This is a genomic window from Parasphingomonas puruogangriensis (assembly GCF_036663635.1).
In the GTDB taxonomy this organism is placed as follows: domain Bacteria; phylum Pseudomonadota; class Alphaproteobacteria; order Sphingomonadales; family Sphingomonadaceae; genus Sphingomonas.
On sequence record NZ_JAXOJI010000006.1, the window covers coordinates 236,562 to 257,250 of the forward strand.

A 20,689-nucleotide genomic window follows, 5' to 3' on the forward strand; every position below is an offset into this window, starting at 1 on the left:
CGCGGCAAAGCCGCGTCGTCGGTCGTCGCCTGAGCGACGCCGGCCGATCCGTCCTGTGCGCCTAGGCGCACCGGCGCGGACATGGCCGCGCCTCAGTACGAATAGTACATATCGAACTCGACCGGGCTCGGGGTCATTTCCCAGCGCGCGACCTCTTCCATCTTCAGCTCGATATAGCTTTCGATCTGGTCCGCAGTGAACACGTCGCCCTTGAGCAGGAAGTCGTGATCCGAGGCCAACGTCTCGAGCGCCTCGCGCAGCGACGAGCAGACGGTCGGCACTTCGGCCAGTTCCGCCGGCGGCAGATCGTACAGGTTCTTGTCCATCGCTTCGCCGGGATGGATCTTGTTCTGGATGCCGTCGAGGCCCGCCATCAACAACGCCGCATAGCAGAGATACGGATTGGCCATCGCGTCGGGGAAACGCACTTCGACGCGCTTCGCCTTGGCGCCGGTGCCGTAGGGGATGCGGCACGAGGCCGAGCGGTTGCGCGCCGAGTAAGCGAGCAGCACCGGCGCTTCATAACCCGGGACCAAGCGCTTGTAGCTGTTGGTCGATGGGTTGGTGAAGGCGTTCAAGGCCTTGGCGTGCTTGATGATCCCGCCGATGAAATACAGGCAGGTATCGCTCAAGCCCGCATAGCCGTTGCCGGCGAACAACGGCGTGCCGCCGTCCCAGATCGACAGATGCGTGTGCATTCCCGAGCCGTTATCTTCCTTGATCGGCTTGGGCATGAACGTGACCGTCTTGCCGTAAGCCTGCGCGACATTGTGACAGACATATTTGTAGATCTGCATGCGATCGGCGGTGGTGGTCAGCGTGCCATAGGTCAGGCCGAGTTCGTGCTGGCCGGCGGCCACCTCGTGGTGATGCTTGTCGCACGGCAGGCCCATTTCGAGCATGGTCGAGACCATCTCGCCGCGGATGTCGACCGCGGAATCGACCGGTGCGACCGGGAAATAGCCACCCTTGGCGCGCGGACGGTGACCGAGGTTGCCGCTCTCATAGCTGGTGCCGGTGTTGGTCGGCAGCTCGATATCGTCGATCTTGTAATAGGACGTGGCGTAGCTCGTCTCGAACTGCACGTTGTCGAACATGAAGAATTCGGCTTCCGGCCCGATATAGATCGTGTCGCCGATGCCGGTGGTCTTGAGATAGGCTTCCGAACGCTTGGCGGTCGAGCGCGGATCGCGGGCATAGAGTTCACCGGTCGAGGGTTCGACGATGTCGCACACCAGAATCAACATCGGCGTGGCCGAGAACGGATCGGTCCATACGGCATCGAGATCCGGCTTCAGGATCATGTCGGATTCGTTGATCGCCTTCCAGCCCTCGATCGAGGAGCCGTCGAACATGAAACCGTCGTCCAGTTCGTCTTCGCCGACGACGCCGGCGACCATGGTCAGATGCTGCCATTTGCCCTTGGGATCGGTGAAGCGCAGATCGACCCACTCGATCTCTTCGTCCTTGATCAGTTTCAGGACGTCTTTTGCCGTATTAGCCATAAACCCCATGCCTTTCGTGTTCGATAGTCCGCCCGACGGAATCGGGAATATTGTTGCCGCAAGACGCTAGCACGCTTTCACCAATTGCTGCGGCGCGTCAAATGGCCCAGCGTTAAATCGCGTCGTCGTTGCGCTCGCCGGTGCGGATGCGCAATGCGGTCTCGACCGGGATGACGAAGATCTTGCCGTCGCCAATGCGACCAGTGTGCGCGGCGGCGGCGATCGCCTCGACCACGCGGTCGGCCAGACTATCCTCGACCACCACCTCAAGCTTCACCTTGGGCAGGAAATCGACGACATATTCGGCGCCGCGATAGAGTTCGGTATGGCCCTTCTGCCGCCCGAAGCCCTTGGCCTCGGTAACGGTGATGCCACTGACGCCGACTTCGTGCAGCGCTTCCTTCACCTCGTCCAGCTTGAACGGTTTGATGATCGCTTCGATCTTCTTCACGATAAACCCCCAACTGGTGCGCGAAACACAGCGCCCCGCGCCCGCATGGTACAACAATCGTGCCAGTCGCGCGAGAGGCGGGCAAGGGTGGGAGCGGGTGTTTGTCCGTGCCGACGGTGCCTAACGGGGCGGCAACACGGACGCGGTGCCTTGTTTTGTGGCACGATTGAGATCGCGCATGATTGGCGCTACATTATGTCAACACAGGAGGCTGCGATGAACGATCAGTCGAAGATCGTCGGAGTGCGCGAGGTGAGCGCCGACTTTGGCGCGTACCTGGCGCGTGTCGCTGCGGGCGAGTGCTTCGATATCGTGTCGGACGGGCAGACCGTCGCCGTGCTGCGTGCGCCGGTCGCTGCAGAAGAGGACTGGGTTCCTTCGGCCGACCCCGCTTCGCCGAATTTCCGCCGCCCTGGAGCACTGAAGGGGAAGATGTGGATATCCGATGATTTCAATGATCCCGACCCCGAACTGGAAGCGGCTATGGAAGCCGATATCTTTCCGCCCGAACGGTGAGGCTGCTGCTCGACACCCATGTGTTGCTGTGGTGGTTGGAAGGGAGCCCGAAGCTTGGGGCACGCGCTCGCGGTTATTTTTCGGACCAGTCGACCGAAATCCTGTATTCGGTCGCGTCGCCTTGGGAAATGGCGATCAAGATCAGCCAGGGTAAGCTTGCTGTCGATATCGGCGATGCGATCAGGTCGTTCGACGGTGCCGGGTTCAAGCGTATCGACATCGAGACGGCCCATCTCGTCACGCTTTCAGCACTTGAACGGCTGCACGGCGATCCGTTCGACCGGATGATCGTCGTGCAGGCGATGTGCGGCGGCTTGGTCGTCATGACGACCGACAGCGCCGTGCTGCGCTATCCGGTTCAAACGATCGGGTGCCGCTGAAGCGGTCAATAAGGCGGCTTGTCGAACCCGGCGGGGCTGAGCGTGAAGATCTCGCAGCCATCCTCGGTGATGCCGATCGAATGTTCGAACTGCGCCGAAAGCGAGCGATCGCGCGTCACCGCGGTCCAGCCGTCGTCGAGCAGTTTGACGTCGGGGCGGCCGATATTGATCATCGGTTCGATCGTGAAGATCATGCCGGGCTTGAGTTCCGGGCCGGTGCCGGGGCGGCCGACATGGACGACTTCGGGCGCGTCATGGAACAGTTGGCCCAGGCCATGGCCGCAGAAATCGCGCACCACGCCGTAGCGATGCTTTTCGGCATGGCTCTGGATCGCGTGCGCCACATCGCCCATTGTGTTGCCGGGCTTGGCCTGATCGATCCCGATCATTAGGCATTCGTACGTCACGTCGACCAGGCGGCGCGCTTTGATGGGCACGTCGCCGGCGAGATACATGCGGCTCGAATCGCCGTGCCAGCCATCGACGATCGGGGTGACGTCGATATTGACGATGTCGCCATTCTTGAGCGTCTTGGGGCTGGGGATGCCGTGGCACACGACATGGTTGATCGAGATGCAACTGGCATGCGTGTAGCCGCGATAGCCCAGGGTCGCAGGCACGCCGCCGCGGTCGACGATGAAGTTGCGGATGAGATCGTCGAGTTCGGCCGTGGTCACGCCGGGCACGACGTGCGGCACGACCATGTCGAGCGTTTCGGCGGCAAGCTTGCCGGCCTTGTGCATGGCATCGAAGGCCGCGCGGCCATGGAGCTTGATCGCGCCGGTGCGGCCCATGGGCGCGTCGGCAGTGACGGTTACGTAATCGGTCATGATGCGGATATAGCGCGACCAGCCGGGCTTTGCGAGATGCGCTGCACGGTCTATGCCGCCTGGCATGACCACACGCATCTGGACCGCCGCACTAGCGGTGATCGGCGACGAGATCCTCTCGGGCCGCACGCAGGACAAGAATGTCGCGCAGATTGCCGCGTGGCTTAACGTGCAGGGCATTCGCCTGGCCGAAGTGCGCATCGTGCCGGACACCGAGGAAGCGATCGTCGAGGCGGTCAACGCCTTGCGCGCGCGCAACGATTATCTGTTTACCACGGGCGGGATCGGGCCGACGCATGACGACATCACGGTCGATGCGATCGCCGCGGCATTGGGCGTCGACGTGGTGTTTCACCCCCAGGCGGTGGCGGTGCTCGAACGCTATTACGAGACCCGCGGCGGGCTGACCGAGGCGCGCAAGCGCATGGCGCGCGTGCCCGACGGCGCCGAACTGATCGAGAATCGCATGTCCGGCGCTCCGGGCATTCAGATCGACAACGTGTTCATCATGGCCGGCGTGCCGCATATTACCGCAGGCATGCTCGACGCGCTGACCGGTACGCTGGAAGGCGGGTTGCCGGTGCAGTCTAAGACGATCGGCTGCTGGGTCGGCGAGAGCGAAGTCGCGGATATCTTGCGCGCCGCCGAGAAGGCGCATGAAGGCGTGGCGATCGGCAGCTACCCGTTTTTTCGCGAGGGGCGAACCGGAGCCAATTTCGTCGTGCGCGCGACCGATGGCGAACTTCTGGATGCCTGCGTCGTTGACCTGACGGCCGCGTTGACCGCCGCCGGGCGCGATGTGGTCCCCGGCGGAATCTGAGGAGAATGACGATGAAAGTATCGGCTGTGTTGATCGCCTGCAGCCTGCTCGTCGCGTGCAACGAGCCCGCCGCGACCGGCAATGTCGCCGCACCGGCGCAGACCGGGCCCGATCCGGTCGAGGCGCAGATCGCCAAATTGAGTCCCGTGCAGCAGCGCACCGCCTTTTTCCGCGCGATCAACGACGCGGATTACAATTGCCAGAATATCGTCAACGTCGTGTCGCGGGGCCGCGTCGACGGCAAGCCAACCTGGGCGGTGGAATGCAATGCCGGCGCGCAATATCTGATCAGATTGCAGCGTGGCGGAATTTTCCAGGTCAGCGGCGTGCCCAAGTCGCTGCAGCGCTAGGCACGTTGCCCGGGGCTGGAATTGGCCCCACGGCAGCTGGCAGCCCCTGCGTACGAGCTGAGGCTGCGGCGCTTCGGGCGATACCGCGCGACAGTTGAATCAGATAGCCGGCCCGGCGGCCGCACGGGCGCGGCACATGCGATCGCCTTGTCCGATGACCCGCACCGCAGTCCCGGCCCATCGGACGCCAAAATAAAGTTCAAATTAAACACGCTGATGCGGATCAGTGCGAAAGACGTGTGCGATCTGTTCGCAAAAGGAACGCTCGCTGGCGCCATGCGATTAGTTACCGATCCCATGATCTGGAGACGATCACATGTTCATGCATAATAAGCGGTTGCAATATACCGTACGAGTATCCGAGCCAAATCCTGTCCTGGCATCGCTAATGCTGGAGCAATTCGGCGGCGCCGATGGTGAACTCGCTGCGGCGATGCGCTATTTCACACAAGGACTTGGTGAGTTGGACGCAGGTCGCAAGGATTTGTTGCTCGATATCGCGACCGAGGAGCTGAGCCATCTCGAAGTGATCGGCTCGATCGTCGCCATGCTCAACAAGGGCGTCAAGGCGCAGGTGTCCGAAGGCGCGATGGAAGAGGCCGAGCTCTATCTGTCGATGACCGCGGGCGGCAACAGCCATACCCAGTCGTTGCTGTACGGCGGCGGCCCATCGCTCACCAACTCGTCCGGTGTGCCATGGACGGCGGCCTATATCGACAGCCGCGGCGATCCAACGTGTGATCTGCGCTCCAACATCGCCGCCGAATCGCGCGCGAAAATCGTCTATGAGCGGTTGATCAACATCACCGACGATCCCGGCATCAAGGAAGCGCTCGGCTTTCTGATGACCCGCGAAGTGGCGCATCAGAAGTCGTTCGAGAAAGCACTGTATGCGATCGAGAACAATTTCCCGGCGGGCAAGCTGCCCGGCATCGAGAAATATGCCAATGTCTACGTCAACACCTCGCAGGGTGATGGCGACGAGACGGGGCCGTGGAATTCGGGCGAGCAGTGGCAGCGGATCGACGATCTTGAACAGACTATGCCGATCGACGGCGGTGACGGCACCGCGACGGTCGGGCTGAGCAAGGCCGACCAGGCAGTGGCCGAGAAACTGGCCAAGCGCACGGCATCCGACCCGACGAGCGACCCCGAGACCGGTGTCGATCTGGGTGCCGGCCCCGGCGCTGGCCTGATCACCGGTGAGGACCTTGGTGGCGCGGCGGACATCAACGAGGCCAGCAAGATGGCCGACGCGATGTAATTGGTTTGACCGGCCGCCCATTTGGCGGCCGGTCATTCCTGACGAACTGGCGCAGCCGGCATCGATAGGTGCCGGCCGCGCTGTCGTTTCAGCTGGGTTGCTTGCGCGCGGAAGCCCAGCTTGCGGTGTTCACGCGCCAAACGCCGCCTCGGTGTCGAGCTGGGCTTGCCGTACCAGTGTTTCGGTTGCCCGTCGTGCCGCGGCGGGATCGGCATTGGCGATCGTCTCGAACAGGATGCGATGCTCGGGCAGCCCGTTGCGCGGATGGCGCGACGCGCGATATTTGAAGAAGGTGGTCCAGCGCACCGCCGCGGCAATCGTCGCCGATAGGCTGATGAGCAATTCGTTGTGCGTGGCCTCCAGCATGATGGCGTGGAATTGCTGATCCGCTTGCTGGCCGAGATCGGTATTGAGCCCATGCTGCGCCATCAGCTCCAGGCAATGGCCCATGCGCGACAATTGATTGGCGGTGCGATCCGTAGCGGCAATTTCCGCAGCCGCTGGTTCGACGATCATGCGCAGCTGGAACAGGCTCTGCACGAAGTGGCGCGGCGGGACTCCCTCGAACATCCAGCCGAGCAGTTCGGGATCGAGCAGGTTCCAGTCCGCGCGGTCGCGGACGCGGGTGCCGGTCTTGGGTCGACTTTCGATCAGCCCCTTGGCGCCGAGCATGCGCAGTGATTCGCGGATCACGCTGCGGGACACACCGTGCGTCGCGGCAAGCTCGATCTCGCCTGGCAGCAGCGACCGCGGTTCATGCACGCCGGTTACGATCGCCACGCCGATCGACCGCGCGATACAGATATGGGCGGGCGCATGCCGCCCCACTTTTGCTGCCATTTCCTCTCCGTCCTGCGGCGAACATAGGGGAGGGTGCAAGTAATGACAAAGCGCTATCCGACACGCAGCCGGTTGCGCCGCCGTGACGAACGCTTATTGTCCGACATGAGACACTGACGAGTGCCGTGGGGGAGGACGACGATGCGTTCGATGCTGTTGCTTGGCGCTGCGATACTCGCGCCCACCTTGGCCGCCGCGCAGGACGCGCCACGCGTTCAGCCGGTGCAGGTGGATCCTGCGCGGCCCGATTGGGAAAATCCCGCGGTGTTCGCGCGCGGCAAGCTGCCCGCCAGCGCCACCGGCTTTCCGTTCGAGTCGCGGGCGAAGGCATTGGCAGGCGAGGAAGCGGCGTCGGCGCGCTACGTCGCGCTCGACGGGCAATGGAAGTTCGCCTTGTCGCCAAACGCCGATCAAGTGCCGGTCGGGTTCGAGCGGCCGGATTTCGATGTGTCGAGCTGGAAGTCGATCGCCGTGCCGGCGGACTGGCAGGCTCAAGGCTTCGATCAGCCGCGCTACAACAATATCACCTATCCCTTTCCCGCCAACCGCCCGCTCATCCCCCACGCCACCAATCCGGTCGGGTCCTATCGCCGCGACGTGGACGTCCCGCCGGGCTGGAAAGGGGAGGACGTGGTGCTGCACATCGGCGCGGCGGGGTCGGCCTATTACGTCTGGGTGAACGGCGCGAAGGTCGGCTATTCCGAGGATTCCAAGCTGCCCAGCGAGTTCGACGTCACGCGCTTCATGAAGCCCGGACGCAACACGATCGCGATCCAGGTGTTTCGCTGGTCGGATGGCAGCTATCTCGAGGATCAGGATTTCTGGCGCGTGTCGGGAATCGAGCGCTCGGTCTATCTGATGGCGGTGCCGAAGACGCGCATCGCCGATACGTTCGTCCATGCCGGGCTGGATACGGCCTATCGCGACGGCAGTCTGGCGGTCGATCTGGCGGTAACCGGCGGCGACGCCGCAACGGCGCGCATGGTGCTGCTCGACGGCGAGCGGACGGTGCTGACGGTAAGCCGCGCCGTGCCCGCGGGAGGCCGTCGCAGCGTCGTGCTGAGCGGGACGGTGCCGGCGGTGCGCGCGTGGACCGCGGAGACGCCGAACCTTTATACCCTGGTGACCGAACTGGTAGATGCGCGCGGGCAGGTGGTCCACGCCACCGCGCGGGCGATCGGCTTCCGCACGGTCGAGATCAAGGGCTGGCTGGTCAGCGTCAACGGCCGACCGATCACGATCCGCGGCGTCAATCGCCACGAGCACGACCCCGAGACGTTCCATGTCATCAGCCGTGCGTCGATGGAGCGCGACGTGCAGCTGATGAAGCGCAACAACATCAATGCGATCCGCACCTCGCATTACCCCAACGATCCGTATCTGTACGACCTGGCCGATCGCTACGGCCTGTATGTGATGGACGAGGCCAATATCGAGAGCCACGCCTATATGGACTATGCGAACCGCCATGAGCGCGAGCGCGGCAAATATCAGATCGGCTTCGATCCGGCGTCGCAGGCGGCGCATGTCAGCCGCGTCGTCAACATGGTCGAGCGCGACAAGAACCATCCCTCGATCCTGTTCTGGTCGCTCGGCAACGAGGCCGGGATCGGGCCCAATTTCGAGGCCGCCGCCGCCGCCGCCAAGGCGCGCGATCCGCACCGGCTGGTCAGCTATCTCGGCTGGGGGACGTGGGACGGGATCAGCGATCACCGCCCCAATTGGTATGCCGACATCTATGCCCCGATGTACGATCCGGCGGTCAAGCTGGCGGATTACGCCACCAACTGGAACTTCAAGCAGCCGGTGATCCAGACCGAATACAGCCATATGCAGGGCAATTCCGGCGGCAATCTGAAGGACTATTGGGACACGATCTACGCGCACCCGAACAAATTGCAGGGCGGCTTCATCTGGGATTGGGTCGACCAGTCGATGTATCGCTACACCAAGGATGGCCGGCGTTATTGGGGCGATGGCGGCGAATACGGTCCCAATCCCGGCGGCGATATCGAGTTCGGCGATGGCCTGCTGCAGTCCGACCGCACGCCCAATCCGGCGCTGTTCGAGTTGCGGAAAGTGTATGCGCCGATGCAATTCGACGGGTTCGATCCGGCGAGCGGGCGCGTGACGGTGCGCAACCGGCAAGATTTCCGCGATTTATCGGGCTTCGATCTCGAATGGGAAGTCGCGGAGAATGGCGTTGCCGTAGCGTCCGGCAAGCTGCCCGGCCTGACCACGGCAGCACGCGGTAGCGAGACGATCGCGTTGCCGCTCGGCACCGTGCCGCGCCGCGCCGACGCGGAATATTTCGTCACGGTGCGCGTGCGGGCGAAGGATGGGGCGGTGCCGCTAGTGGCGGCCGGGACGATCCTCGGCTTCGAGCAGTTTGCGCTCGGCGGCACGCCTCGTATCGTCACGCGGTCGGGCGGCTCGATTGCGGTGCGGGAGGGGGAGGGCGCGGTCGTGCTGAGCGCCAACGGCGCTACGCTCGAGATCGATCGCACCACCGGCCTCATCCGGCGCTACGCCAAGGACGGTCGGCAGTTGGCGAGCGGTGGTGCGCCGCATTTCTGGCGCGCGCCGACCGACAACGACGTTGGTGTCGGTACGGCGTGGCAATTCCAGCCCTGGAAGACGATGAGCGAAACACGCATCGTTCGCAGCGTTCGCAGCGTCCGCACCGAGCGTACCGATGCCGGCACGAGCATCGTCGTTGGGTTTGACCTTGGCGGAGGCGCGGCGACGTTCGAGACGACCTATACGATGGCGGGCGACGGGTCGGTGGCGGTCGACGGCGCGCTGACCCCGGTGAAGCAGGACCTGCCGCCGCCGTTCCGCGTCGGCCTGGCATTCGCGCTGCCGATCGATGTCACCACGGTGGAATGGTATGGTCGCGGCCCGCACGAAAGTTATGTCGACCGCAAGACGTCCGCGGCGATCGGCCTGTGGCGTGGTGCGATCGCCGCGCAGAACCATGATTACATCCGCCCGCAGGAGACCGGCAACAAGATCGACGTGCGCTGGATGGAGCTGTCGGGCGCGGGCAGGGGCCTCAGGGTCGAGGGCGCTGCGCCGCTGATGATGAACGCGCTGGCCTTTCCCTATGCCGATCTTGATCGCAAATTGCCCGGCACGTGGAAATCCACCGATGTGGTGCCGCATGGCCAGGTCACGCTGCTCGTGGATAGTGCCCAATGGGGCGTCGGCGGTGACACGGCATGGAGCGAGTTCGGCAAGCCACTGCCGGCCTATCGCACGACGCTCGGCGCCGCTCGCGTCGCGTTCCGCCTCACGCCCTTTGCAGGGGAGGGTACCACGCCGGAAAAGGCGCGTATCGCCACCGCTACCGGGGAGGAATAAGCCCCTGGAATCGGTGCACTGCCCCGACGCGCTTTCCCGGCGAATGCCGGGCCCCAGGCGGACAGGTTAAGGTAACGAAGCGCTAGGCCAGCCAATTCATGGCCCTTGACTGGGCCCCGGCCTACGCCGGGGAAGGCACGCTATTGGCGTGATCCTGCTCTAGTCGCCCAGCGTTAGGCTGTACGAGGCGATGGTCCGCGGGTGGGATCCGTTGTGAAGCTGCCGCAACCGTTCGACCTGCGCCAGCGACGCGGCCATCACCGCCGCCGGCGCGAGCTGGTCGGCGCGGTGCATCGCGATCACGGTCGCATCGTCGAGCGTGGCCAGCGCCTCTTCATCCAGGCCATAAAGCCCGGCCACGGCATGTTCCTGGCCGTCGTCGTGGCGCAGCAGGAGCGATAGCGGTCGGATCAGGCGGTGCCGTGCATAGCCGTCGATCAGCGCTTGGGCGGCGGCAATGTCGGCGACGAGGGTATCCAGCGCGGCGCGGATGTCGGTCAGGATCGGAAGGGGCGAATGATCGGTTGCAAACAGCGCCGGGCCGCGCGTTCCGAGCGATGCGTCGCCTTCGTCTAGCGCCAGTCCGACCAGGCCGGCGTCATGCAGCCGAAAGCCGGTGAGCGACGCCGCGCGCGGCAGATAGGTCGCATGGAGGTGATCGTTCCGCCAGAACAGGTTGCGCGGTTCGACCAGCCCGAACAAGGCGATCAGATTGAAGCGGCCCGTCTGCGCATCCTTGGCCAGGCATAACGGCATGTCGGCAGCGGCAAGCGCGATTTCCGAAAGGCCGATCTGAACGAACTGTCGCGCAGCGGCACCGGCCATCGCATCGACGCGCAACGCATGATGGCGCGTGGCATTTAGCGGCACGGTCCCGGTCATACCGCCTGAAGCCCATGCTCGCGGATAGCGCGCAACAGGTCGCGGTTGCTCGGCATCTGCGCCACCGCGTCGGCGCGGAGCCGGTCGATCCGTCCGATCGAGCGGCGCGCAATCGCAGCGTCCAGCGAGGTCGCCGCGATCGGCGGATAGTGCGTTTCGAACCCCATGCCGTGCAGGATATATTGGTAGCTCGGCCAGGAAAATACTTCGCGCGCATGGGCGAAATCCTGTGGGGCTGGTGGATGCAGCCGCCACAAGTCGAGCCGTTCCTTGAGCGAGTCCGGGATCGAACCGGGCGCGGCATTGTCGCGCCAGAAATCGGTGTCGACGCGCTTGGTGATGGCATAATGCAGCTTGAGGAATTCGATGATCCGCTGCCAATGATGCGTGAAGGCCGCGTTGAATTGCTTTGCCGCGGTGTCCATCGCGGCGCGGGTGCGCGGCAGGCGATCGGCGATCGCATCCATCGACGCCTCGATCAGCATCAGCGCGGAGGCTTCGAGCGGCTCGAGGAAGCCCGCCGACAGGCCGACGGCGACGCAATTATTCTGCCAGAAACGCTCCCGATGTCCTGCCTTTATGGTGATGCGGCGGGCGGAGAGATGCTCGGCCTCAGGGCCGATATAAGCGCGCAGCGCGGCCTCGGCGGCATCGTCGTCGATATGCGCGCTACTATAGACATAGCCGGTGCCGCGGCGCGTCCACAGGCCGATGTCCCAGATCCAGCCCGCGTCTTGCGCAGTGGAGATAGTGTGGCTGGCGATCGGCGCGTCGTCGCGGGCATAGGGGACCTGCATCGCGATGGCCCGGTCGGCGAACAGGATGTCGCCGCAGGGGCGGAACGGTACGTCATAGATCTTGCCGATCAGCAGCGCGGCAAAGCCGGTGCAATCGATGAACAGGTCCCCGGCGACGCTGCCGCCATCAGCCAGATCGAGGCACTGAATGTCGCCATTATCGGCCATCGTCACGCCGGTGACATCGCCGATAATATGCTCGACGCCGAGCTCGCCGACGGCATGCTCGCGCAGCAGCGTCGCGAACTTGCCCGCATCGAGATGATAGGCATAATTGGCTGCTCCGCCATATTCGGGCGCAGTGATCGTCTTGGGCGCCAGACCGGCATCGCACAGCGCCGCTTGGAAATCGGCCCAATCGGCAAATTCCCGGTCGGGCGTGCGATCGGCCAGCGGCTGCCAATGCGGCGACAGGTTCACGTCGGTCGCGCCGGCCGGGGGATTGAGCGGGTGATAATAGCCGTCGCCCGGCGACCCGTCCTTCCAGCCGACGAACTTGGCCCCTTGCTTGAACGCCGCATCGCACGACCGCACGAACGCGGTTTCGCTGATGCCGATCTTGGCCAGCGTGTTGCGCATCGTCGGCCACGTGCCTTCGCCGACGCCGATCGTCGGGATATTCGATGATTCGATCAGCTTGACGACAATGTCGTCGGTGCCGCGCGCATTTCTCGCCGCCAATCGCGCGGCAGCGATCCAGCCGGCCGAGCCGCCGCCGACGACCACAATGGTCCGGATCGCGCCTGTCTGCGCGTCTTTTTGCCCCGTCGGCATGCTGCTCTCCCGGCCTGTAATGTCGTTATGATTGCGGTGTCAGAAAGACACTTGATAAACCAGACAAATGCAATATCCTTAATTCGTTCAAACCGTGCAATGACACGGAAATCAAGCTCTGGGGGGAGGAAGATATGTCGGGTTTGTCGCGTCTGAAGAAGGCTAATCGGCGAGTCGAGATACTGATGGGGGGAGCTGGGGCCGCCATCATCGCGCTGCTCGCGGCGACGCCGGCACTGGCCCAAGTGCAACAGCCGATCGATCAGAGCGCTGCCGGTGCTTCATCCTTGTCGTCCGCACAGGAGACAGCGCCACCGTCGATCGAAGAAGACGGCACTGAGACCGAGATCATTGTCACCGGCATCCGCGCTAGTCTTGCCTCGTCGGCGGCGCAGAAGCGCGATGCCTCCGGCATATTGGACGCCATATCGTCGGAAGATCTCGGCAAGTTCCCCGACGCCAATGTCGCGGAGTCGCTGCAGCGCATTCCCGGCGTGGCGATCGACCGCAGCAATGGCGAAGGCCGATCGGTAACGGTCCGCGGGCTCGGGCCGGCGTTCAACACGGTGCTGTTCAACGGCCGCAGCTTCGCCTCCGACAATTACAGCCGGGCATTTTCGTTCGATCTCATTCCCGCCGAGCTGATCAGCGGCGCGCAGGTCTACAAGAGCACGCAGGCGCCGCTGCAGGGCGGCGGCATCGGTGCGACGATCAACGTGCAGACCCCCCGCCCGCTCGATCTCAAGGGGTTCAAGGGCGTCTTCTCGGCCAAGGCGCTGTACGAAAAGAACAGTGATAAATTCACGCCGCAGGTTTTCGGCCTGCTCAGCGATACGTTCGCGGACGGCACGATCGGCGTGCTCGCGTCCCTATCCTATCAGCGCCGTGTCGCCTCGATCGATTCGATCACCAATGACGGGTATTTCCTGCAGCGGGAGCTCGGGCCGGGTGGATCGCTGTACAAAGCGCCGGATGGAGACCGCGGGGTATATGCACCGCGGACCCAGGCGATCGGCAATTCGGTCGATCGGCGCACCCGCCTTGGCGCGACGCTCGTTGCGCAATATGCGCCGACCGACGAACTGACTATTACGGTCGACGGCCTGTACAACAAATTCAAGAGCGATCAGGAGGCCCACAGCCTGGGCAGCTGGTTCGAGCCGTCGAGCTACACCGCGTACACGGTCGACAGCAATCGCACCATCACCTCGCTCACCACCAACGGCAATGCCGATTTCGTGTCGTCGGGCGCGGTTCGCGAGACGACGACCTACGAATTCGGCGGCAACATCGAATGGCGCCCGAGCGATTCGGTGAAGGTGGTGCTCGATGCGAGCCGGTCGCGGGCCAAGAACGCGGCCGGCGGCAAGGGCTATTTCGTGGTGATCGGCACGCCGACAACGTACAGCTTCCAGGCGCCGGAGGGCGGCGGCATTCCGTCGACGTTCGGCTATACGCCGGGCGCGCTGACCACGCCGGCGCTCGGGCGAACCCACATTGCCGGCATCGGCGGCGATGACGTGACCGAGAAGGTCACCGAATATCGCCTGAACACCGAATGGAAGGCCGAAACCGGCGCGCTCAAGACGCTGCGTTTCGGCCTGATGCGCACCTCGCGCGACAAGCGCAACGTGCCGATCACGTCGGACCCGAATATCGGTTGCTTCTATTGCGGCTATCTCACCTCGGCCGATCCGTCGCTGCTGTCGCCGTTCACGGTCAAGTCGTTCGGCGGGGGGGCAGTTCCCACCAGCTTCCTGCAGTTCGATGCGCAGGAATATCTCAAATTCCTGACCAGCCCGGCCGCGACGCTCGCAATCGATGCCGCCCGCGGGCTACCGCCCGGCACGATCGGCAGCCTGTACGCCCAGACCAACGGCTATGCCGCGACCCCGCAACCGTCGACGCGAGTCAAAGAATCCGTCTATGCCGGCTATGTCGACGTCGATTTTGCTGGCGATCTCGGCGGCGTACCTTGGTTCGTCAACATCGGCGCACGTTACGAACATACCGAGCTACGGTCGTACGGTCAGCAGCAGCAACTGCTGGACTTGGTGCAAAACGATCCGACCATCTACACCGGCGTGTATGCCAATAACGGTGCGGCGGTGAGCATCGACAAAAGCACGTCATACGACATCTTCCTGCCCAATCTGAACGCCCGGGTGAACATCGCGCCGAAATTTCAGGCGCGCTTCGCGGCATACAAATCGCTCACCCGTCCTGCACTCAGCGATCTGGCGCCAAGCCTGACCTTCACCACGCTGCGACCGGCGACGCTGACGGCGGCCGGTGGCAATCCCGATCTGAAGCCGTACCGGGCGACCAATTTCGATCTGTCGTTCGAATATTATCCGACCCGGACGACGACACTGTCGGCGGCGGTATTCTACAAGCATGTCAACGATTTCATCACTCAGGTCTTCGCACCCGAAGTGTTCACGATCGCGAACTCCCAGAATATCTCCGGTCAGTACGTCGACGGGAAATCGGCGACGTTCAGCGTCAGGCGTCCGCGCAACGGCGGTTCGCTCGATATCCGCGGGCTCGAGCTCAACGTGGTGCACTCGCTCGATTGGGCGCCGGGCTTCCTCAGCGGGTTCGGCGTGCAGGCGAATGCTACCTTCGTCAAAAGCAACCGGCCGTTCGACGTTACCGTGACGGACCAATCCTTCGCCGCCGAGGGGATCGGCAATTCGCAGAATGCCACCGTCTTCTACGAGAAATACGGTATTTCCGCACGGATTGCCTATAATCGGCGCGAGAAGTTTCTGCAGACGCTGGCCGGCGGCCCGGGCAACGAGCCGGTGTTCGTGCGCAATTACGGGCAGTTCGATGGCAGCGCGGCTTACAACGTCACCGACAATGCGCAGGTGTTCATCGAGGGCACCAACCTGTTCAACGCCAAGTACATCACGACCGGGCGGTTCGACAATCAGGTGCTGAATTACCAGAATACCGGTCCGCGCTACGACGTGGGGTTCCGCCTGAACTTCTGATCGGCGACAGCGTCCAAGAGAAAGGGGCCGGCTCGATGAGCCGGCCCCTTCTTTGTGGCTGACGCTGGGGTGCGCCGCGTGCGGCGCGATATTATTGCGCCACCGCCGGGCCGCCCGCCCGCGCCCCGCCAATCACGAAGGTCGCCCGCCCGCCCAGGGCGAAGCGGTTGACCGCCAGTGCAAAGCCGACGCTGGCGAACAAGGTGATCGCCATCATGTGGATGTAATGAACCGGCGACCACACGAACGTGGCAAAGCCGTACAGCGCCAACCCGAACAGCATGCCGGCGATCGCCGCGCTCGGCTTCACCCCGCGGAACAGTAGGGCGACGACGAACACCGACAGGATCGGCATGGAGATCAGCCCGTTGAGCTGCTGCACCAGATTGATGATGCTCGGCGCGCCATCATAGAACGGCACGATTCCGATCGCCAGGATGACGAAGGCGACGATGCTCCACAGGTTGAGCCGCGCGACATTGGGGTTGGGGTTCACGAACTTCTCGTGAATGTCGCAGACGTAGAGCGCAGCGGAGGAATTGAGCAGGCTGGTGAAATGCGCCAGCACCGCCGAGGCGATCGCCGCGGCGAAGATCCCCGACAGCCAATTGGGCAGCACGTGCCACACGATCTTGCCATACGCCGCGTCGCCGAGATGCCCGAACAATTTGTACGAGACGATGCCGGGAATGACCACGATCGCCGGCACCACCAGCAGGCGGATGACGGTGGCCGCGAACACGCCCTTCTGCGCTTCGCGCAAATTGGGTGCGGCCATCGCGCGCTGCGTAATCGTCTGGTTGGTCGACCAATAGAAGGTCTGGATGAAGATCATGCCGGTCAGCAAGGTCGGCCAGGGGATCGGCGATTCCGGCCCGCCGAGCATCGACAGCCGCTCGGGCGGAATGCCCGAAAAATCGTAGTTGATCGCCGCCATCGAGAGGAACACGACCAGCATCGCCATGCCGAGCAACAGGATGCCGCTATACGTATCGACCACGGCAGCGGCGCGCAGGCCGCCGAAAATGGCATAGAACGATCCCGCCACGCCGAAGATCGCGGCCAGCAGGATGGTGGGGATCTGCAGCCCGAACATCGATTTCATCATCAACGCGCCGGAATAGAGCACGATCGGCTGGAACACCGCGATATTGCCGAGCAGGAACATGGCGGCGATCACCGCGCGCACATTCTTGTCGCCATATTTCTTCTCGAGCAATTCGGTGACCGTGGTGCAGTCGTTGCGGTAATAGATCGGCAGGAACACCCAAGCGAGGATGCTCAGCCCCACCACGGCCGACAGCTCCCACCAGGCGAGCAGCGCCATCTGGTTGCCGTTCATGCCGAGCAATTGGTCGGTCGACAAATTGGTGATGGTGATCGAACCGGCGATATAGAGCCACGACAGCCCGCCGCCGGCGAGGAAGAATTCCTTGTTGGAATTGCCCGCATGCCGCGCCTCGCCGCGGCATTTGAGATAGGTGAAGAAGGCGATCGCGGCGGTCAGGCTCGCGGCGATCCACGCCTGGGTGAGTTGCAAATTCATCGCGCATCCTTCGGCAGGTCGTGATGCAGTTCGAGCCCGAGCGCCCAGCGGCGCTGGAAGCCGGGCCAATAGCCTTTCGATCCGGCGTCGCCGGGCGCGGCGAATTGCGCGCCGACGCTCGCCCCCTGCGCCAGCGGCCACACGCCCGCGTCGGATTTGATCGTCGGCACCGCAAGGAAGGCGGCATGCGCGGCGTCGCCTTTCAGCGTCGCATCAAGGAAGGCAGTGACGAAATGGCGGTTGATCGCCAGGATGCGGTCACGCCGCCACACCGGTTCTTCGAGTTGTTCGACCTTGGCGAAATCCACGCCGGTCAAACCCGTCGTGCCGTCCCCGGCGACATTGTGGTGGGCGTTCTGATAGACCAGCATGCGCCGATCGGCGCCGGTCAGCTGCGCGTAGAGCCAGGCCACGCCGCCGTCATAGCCACTGACATCGTCATGATCGCCCACCACCATGAGCGTCGGCGTCCGGATCTGGCCGAGCGACGCTGCCTTCCAGGCGCGCAGCGGTGCGCCGCCACCCCAGGGCGCGAAGGCGACGATCGCCTTGACCCCGGCCGGCGCCCCCTGCGCGATCAGCGGCGCGCCAGCGGCATAAGGCGCGAGCAGGTCGCCCGGCACCAATTTATAGAGCGGGCTGGCCGGATCGAAGCCGGCGCCGGCGGTGGCGAGTGCGCCGAACCCGCCCATCGAATAGCCCATCAGCGCGATCTTCGTGGCATCGTAGGCGCCGGCCAACGGCCCGCTGCCCGCGCGGCGCGTCAGCTCAGCGATGACGAAGCGCTGGTCGGCGCTGCGGCTGACGACCGTCATCCCGAATGCGGCGAGCGGCGGGATCTTGGCGGCGCGATCGGCGTCGCTATGATCGATCGACGCGATGACATAACCGCGCGAGGCGAGATGCTCGGCGAGATCGGCAAAGCCGGTCGCCCAATTGTGGAAGCCGTGCGAAAACACCACCAGCGGGAAGTGGCCCCGGATCGGCGCGGCTGATGTGAAGGCCGTACCGGTGCGACCGCCTTTGGCCTGCGGGCCGGGCACATAGGGCACGTAGTGCGCCGGCGTGGCCCGGGCCGGGCGCGCCGCGGGATACCAGATCGTCAACGGCAGCACGCGATCGTGCCGCGCGATGCCGCCGGTCGCCGGCAACAGCAGATCGGGCTGATCCGGATTTGTCACATCGAGCCGCATCACGCCGACCGCGTTGGGGCCCGGCACCGCGAGCTGCGGTGCATCGGGCAGCGCTTGCGCCTGCGTCTGTGCGGGGGCGGCTAGTGCCGCCGCCGCCGTCGCCAGCCAGATGCCGATCCGCTTGACCACGTCGTTCATGCTTTCTCCCTCCACACTGCCACGTCGCGCGGGCCGATCTGCCGCTCGCCGATCAAAAATACGGCATCGGCGGCGGCGGGGGCCGGGACCGGCACCGCCGCGTAATTGAAGGCGAACACCAGATTACCGCGTCGCCGCAGGCGCATATCCTCAGCCAGGCGCACCGTCGACACCCCCGCCTCGGCGCACAATGCTTCGAGCAGGTCGGTGACGAACGCCGCATCGCTGAGCGTCGCAAGGTATAGGACACGGTCCTTGCGGAGCAAGGCGGGCCCACCATCGTCGTAGCGTGCCAGCGTCTCGACGTCGTCACCGGGCGCGATCGTCTCGCGCCAATTGCCGGTCCGGTAGGATCCACCATTCCACTCGAAACTGTCGTCGCAGCCCGGCCGCACCGTCTCGACCGACAGCACGCGCATCGGCAGCACGTCGCGCAACGGCCCCGGCGGCAGCCCCTCGGGATAGGTCAGCTCGGGCGTCTTGGCGCCCGACCGCGGCCCGAACAGGACGATGGCGCCGCCACTTGCCAGTCGCTCGGCCATGCCCGGCCGGGGCATCGCCAGCGACGGTGCGACGATCAGCGCATAACCGGCCGGGTCGCCATCCGGCGCGATGAAATCGACATCAATGCCGAGCCCGCGCAGCGCCGCATAATGCTGCAGCAGGATCTGCGTATAATCATAGCTGCTGCCCTGTCGCTCGATCTCGCCGAGCCACTGCGCCTCGACATCGACCACCAGCGCCACCCGCGCGCGCGCCGTCGGCATGGTATCCAGGTCGAGCGCCGCCAGATCGCGCACCACCGCCTCGATCTCGGGCCAGGCGGCGGCTTCGCTGCTGTCCGGGCGCAATAGCCCGGCATGCATCTGTTCCTGCGCGAACGGCGCCTGACGCCAGCGGAAGTAACTGACCACGCCGGCGCCATGCGCGAACGCCTCCAGCGTCCAAAGCCGCACCATGCCGGGCGCGGGCGCGGGATTGTGCATCGCCCAATTCACCGGCCCCGGCTGCTGCTCCATGATCCAGAACGCGCCCGGCGCTAGTCCGCGCGTCTGATCGAAGAAGAACGCGCCGAAATCGGGATGGCCGGTACGCATGTAGCGCTTGAAGTCGGCCGGCGCGGCGTCGGCCATCCACAGGTCGGTGCGGCCGAGCGGATAATTGTCGTACGATGCGAAATCCAGATCGCGGGCGAGCCGGTGATTGTCGATCCCGGTCTCGTTCATGGGGATGAAGTTGTGCGTCACGAAGCGCCCCGGCGAAAGCCGCCGCAGCAGCTCGACTTGGGCATCGTGAAAGCGCACCACTTGGTCGGACGAGAAGCGATACCAGGCCAGCCGATGCGACGGATTGGTTTCGGTCACCGCGCCGACCGGCAGTTCGATCTCGTCGAAGCTGCGATAGTCCATCGACCAGAAGACGGTGCCCCACGCGGTGTTGAGCGCAGCGACGTCGCCGTAGCGATCGCGGCACCAGGATCGGAACGCCTCGCGCGCGACCGGCGAGGCGCTCAGCGTGGTCTTGTGGCAGCATAATTCGTTGTCGGTCTGCCAGCCAGCGACGCCGGGATGCTGGCCATAGCGCTCCGCCAGCGCCGTGACGATGCGCGCCGAGGCATCGCGATAGACGTCGCTCGAAAAGTCGTAATGCCGCCTGGATCCGAAACCGCGTGTACGGCCCGTTTCGGGGTCGACCGGTTGGATCTCCGGATGGGCATCGATCAGCCATTTCGGCGGGGTCGCGGTCGGCGTGCCGATCACCACTTTCAGGCCGGCGGCCGCCAGCGTATCGATTGCGGCATCGAACCATTCGAAATCGTAGCGGCCGGGATCGGGCTCGAGCCGCGACCAGGCGAATTCGCCGATGCGCACGTAGCTGAGCCCGAGTGCAGCCATCCGCTGCGCGTCGTCCGCCCAAATATCGCGCGGCCAATGTTCCGGATAATAGCAGACCCCGAGCACGTCCCACCCCCCAGTCGCTCCCGTCCGGAGCCTCGCTATTGTGCCGTCCCGAACCGGATACGGTCGGCAGCATCGTATTT

The 20,689-nt window shown here is 64.3% G+C and carries 16 protein-coding genes; 7 read left to right on the plus strand and 9 right to left on the minus strand.

Annotated features, from left to right (window positions below; genetic code table 11):
• Positions 1-92: 92 nt before the first annotated feature.
• Together glnA and U1739_RS15565 are read right to left on the minus strand one after the other, a co-directional pair.
• The gene (glnA, locus tag U1739_RS15560; RefSeq protein ID WP_332709485.1) at positions 93-1,505 is read right to left on the minus strand and encodes a type I glutamate--ammonia ligase; all 1,413 of its coding nucleotides are present in this window, start codon (positions 1,503-1,505) and stop codon (positions 93-95) included.
• 112 nt (positions 1,506-1,617) lie between these two features.
• Positions 1,618-1,956 carry a P-II family nitrogen regulator gene (locus U1739_RS15565; protein ID WP_332709486.1) on the minus strand — a complete coding sequence of 113 codons (339 nt, stop codon included), beginning with the start codon at positions 1,954-1,956 and terminating at the stop codon, positions 1,618-1,620.
• A gap of 216 nt (positions 1,957-2,172) precedes the next feature.
• Between U1739_RS15565 and U1739_RS15570 the strand changes: the two genes are divergently transcribed.
• Together U1739_RS15570 and U1739_RS15575 are read left to right on the plus strand one after the other, a co-directional pair.
• Positions 2,173-2,472, plus strand: coding sequence for a type II toxin-antitoxin system Phd/YefM family antitoxin (locus U1739_RS15570; protein WP_332709487.1), 300 nt, complete (start codon positions 2,173-2,175; stop codon positions 2,470-2,472).
• Complete coding sequence (locus U1739_RS15575; RefSeq protein ID WP_332709488.1) at positions 2,469-2,852, plus strand: type II toxin-antitoxin system VapC family toxin; 384 nt, start codon at positions 2,469-2,471, stop codon at positions 2,850-2,852. Before U1739_RS15570 ends, U1739_RS15575 begins: the two co-directional genes overlap by 4 nt.
• A gap of 5 nt (positions 2,853-2,857) precedes the next feature.
• Here the strand turns inward: U1739_RS15575 and map are convergent, their stop codons facing one another.
• Positions 2,858-3,682 carry a type I methionyl aminopeptidase gene (gene map, locus U1739_RS15580; RefSeq protein WP_332709527.1) on the minus strand — a complete coding sequence of 275 codons (825 nt, stop codon included), beginning with the start codon at positions 3,680-3,682 and terminating at the stop codon, positions 2,858-2,860.
• A 64-nt stretch (positions 3,683-3,746) separates the two neighbouring features.
• On the opposite strand from map, the gene U1739_RS15585 reads away from it, so the two are divergent.
• From U1739_RS15585 to U1739_RS15595, 3 genes are all read left to right on the plus strand, one after another.
• Entirely contained in the window at positions 3,747-4,502 is a 756-nt protein-coding gene (locus U1739_RS15585) for a competence/damage-inducible protein A (protein WP_332709489.1), read from the plus strand.
• A gap of 11 nt (positions 4,503-4,513) precedes the next feature.
• Positions 4,514-4,852, plus strand: coding sequence for a hypothetical protein (locus U1739_RS15590; RefSeq protein WP_332709490.1), 339 nt, complete (start codon positions 4,514-4,516; stop codon positions 4,850-4,852).
• A gap of 316 nt (positions 4,853-5,168) precedes the next feature.
• Complete coding sequence (locus tag U1739_RS15595) at positions 5,169-6,116, plus strand: manganese catalase family protein (RefSeq protein ID WP_332709491.1); 948 nt, start codon at positions 5,169-5,171, stop codon at positions 6,114-6,116.
• A gap of 129 nt (positions 6,117-6,245) precedes the next feature.
• Here the strand turns inward: U1739_RS15595 and U1739_RS15600 are convergent, their stop codons facing one another.
• Positions 6,246-6,956: a FadR/GntR family transcriptional regulator gene (locus U1739_RS15600; RefSeq protein ID WP_332709492.1), complete on the minus strand. Its 711-nt coding sequence runs from the start codon at positions 6,954-6,956 to the stop codon at positions 6,246-6,248.
• 141 nt (positions 6,957-7,097) lie between these two features.
• Between U1739_RS15600 and U1739_RS15605 the strand changes: the two genes are divergently transcribed.
• A complete protein-coding gene (locus tag U1739_RS15605) occupies positions 7,098-10,319 on the plus strand; it encodes a glycoside hydrolase family 2 TIM barrel-domain containing protein (RefSeq protein ID WP_443025576.1) in 3,222 nt (1,073 codons plus the stop codon).
• Positions 10,320-10,478: 159 nt separating this feature from the next.
• On the opposite strand, the gene U1739_RS15610 is transcribed toward U1739_RS15605, so the two are convergent.
• Both U1739_RS15610 and U1739_RS15615 read right to left on the minus strand, forming a co-directional pair.
• Positions 10,479-11,201 carry a SapC family protein gene (locus tag U1739_RS15610; RefSeq protein ID WP_332709493.1) on the minus strand — a complete coding sequence of 241 codons (723 nt, stop codon included), beginning with the start codon at positions 11,199-11,201 and terminating at the stop codon, positions 10,479-10,481.
• On the minus strand, positions 11,198-12,772 hold the full coding sequence (locus tag U1739_RS15615) for a tryptophan halogenase family protein (protein ID WP_332709494.1): 1,575 nt from the start codon (positions 12,770-12,772) through the stop codon (positions 11,198-11,200). Before U1739_RS15615 ends, U1739_RS15610 begins: the two co-directional genes overlap by 4 nt.
• Positions 12,773-12,957: 185 nt before the next feature.
• Between U1739_RS15615 and U1739_RS15620 the strand changes: the two genes are divergently transcribed.
• Positions 12,958-15,771: a TonB-dependent receptor gene (locus tag U1739_RS15620; RefSeq protein ID WP_332709495.1), complete on the plus strand. Its 2,814-nt coding sequence runs from the start codon at positions 12,958-12,960 to the stop codon at positions 15,769-15,771.
• A gap of 91 nt (positions 15,772-15,862) precedes the next feature.
• Here U1739_RS15620 and U1739_RS15625 read toward each other — a convergent pair whose 3' ends face one another.
• The 3 genes from U1739_RS15625 to U1739_RS15635 are packed head-to-tail and all read right to left on the minus strand — an operon-like array spanning position 15,863 to position 20,609.
• Positions 15,863-17,317 (minus strand): SLC5 family protein, encoded by a 1,455-nt coding sequence (locus U1739_RS15625; RefSeq protein WP_332709496.1) that lies wholly within the window; start codon positions 17,315-17,317, stop codon positions 15,863-15,865.
• Positions 17,314-18,648 (minus strand): alpha/beta hydrolase family protein, encoded by a 1,335-nt coding sequence (locus U1739_RS15630; RefSeq protein ID WP_332709497.1) that lies wholly within the window; start codon positions 18,646-18,648, stop codon positions 17,314-17,316. The genes U1739_RS15625 and U1739_RS15630 overlap by 4 nt, the downstream gene beginning before the upstream one ends.
• Positions 18,645-20,609, minus strand: coding sequence for a beta-galactosidase (locus U1739_RS15635; protein ID WP_332709498.1), 1,965 nt, complete (start codon positions 20,607-20,609; stop codon positions 18,645-18,647). The genes U1739_RS15630 and U1739_RS15635 overlap by 4 nt, the downstream gene beginning before the upstream one ends.
• Positions 20,610-20,689: the final 80 nt, after the last annotated feature.

Excerpts from the sequence above, each read along its gene's own strand:
- U1739_RS15595 (WP_332709491.1), top strand. The coding sequence starts at position 5,169 with ATGTTCATGCATAATAAGCGGTTGCAATATACCGTACGAGTATCCGAG.
- U1739_RS15625 (WP_332709496.1), bottom strand. The coding sequence starts at position 17,317 with ATGAATTTGCAACTCACCCAGGCGTGGATCGCCGCGAGCCTGACCGCC.
- U1739_RS15630 (WP_332709497.1), bottom strand. The coding sequence starts at position 18,648 with ATGAACGACGTGGTCAAGCGGATCGGCATCTGGCTGGCGACGGCGGCG.
- U1739_RS15590 (WP_332709490.1), top strand. The coding sequence starts at position 4,514 with ATGAAAGTATCGGCTGTGTTGATCGCCTGCAGCCTGCTCGTCGCGTGC.
- U1739_RS15600 (WP_332709492.1), bottom strand. The coding sequence starts at position 6,956 with ATGGCAGCAAAAGTGGGGCGGCATGCGCCCGCCCATATCTGTATCGCG.
- U1739_RS15585 (WP_332709489.1), top strand. The coding sequence starts at position 3,747 with ATGACCACACGCATCTGGACCGCCGCACTAGCGGTGATCGGCGACGAG.
- U1739_RS15610 (WP_332709493.1), bottom strand. The coding sequence starts at position 11,201 with ATGACCGGGACCGTGCCGCTAAATGCCACGCGCCATCATGCGTTGCGC.
- U1739_RS15620 (WP_332709495.1), top strand. The coding sequence starts at position 12,958 with ATGGGGGGAGCTGGGGCCGCCATCATCGCGCTGCTCGCGGCGACGCCG.
- glnA (WP_332709485.1), bottom strand. The coding sequence starts at position 1,505 with ATGGCTAATACGGCAAAAGACGTCCTGAAACTGATCAAGGACGAAGAG.
- map (WP_332709527.1), bottom strand. The coding sequence starts at position 3,682 with ATGACCGATTACGTAACCGTCACTGCCGACGCGCCCATGGGCCGCACC.
- U1739_RS15570 (WP_332709487.1), top strand. The coding sequence starts at position 2,173 with ATGAACGATCAGTCGAAGATCGTCGGAGTGCGCGAGGTGAGCGCCGAC.
- U1739_RS15615 (WP_332709494.1), bottom strand. The coding sequence starts at position 12,772 with ATGCCGACGGGGCAAAAAGACGCGCAGACAGGCGCGATCCGGACCATT.
- U1739_RS15605 (WP_443025576.1), top strand. The coding sequence starts at position 7,098 with ATGCGTTCGATGCTGTTGCTTGGCGCTGCGATACTCGCGCCCACCTTG.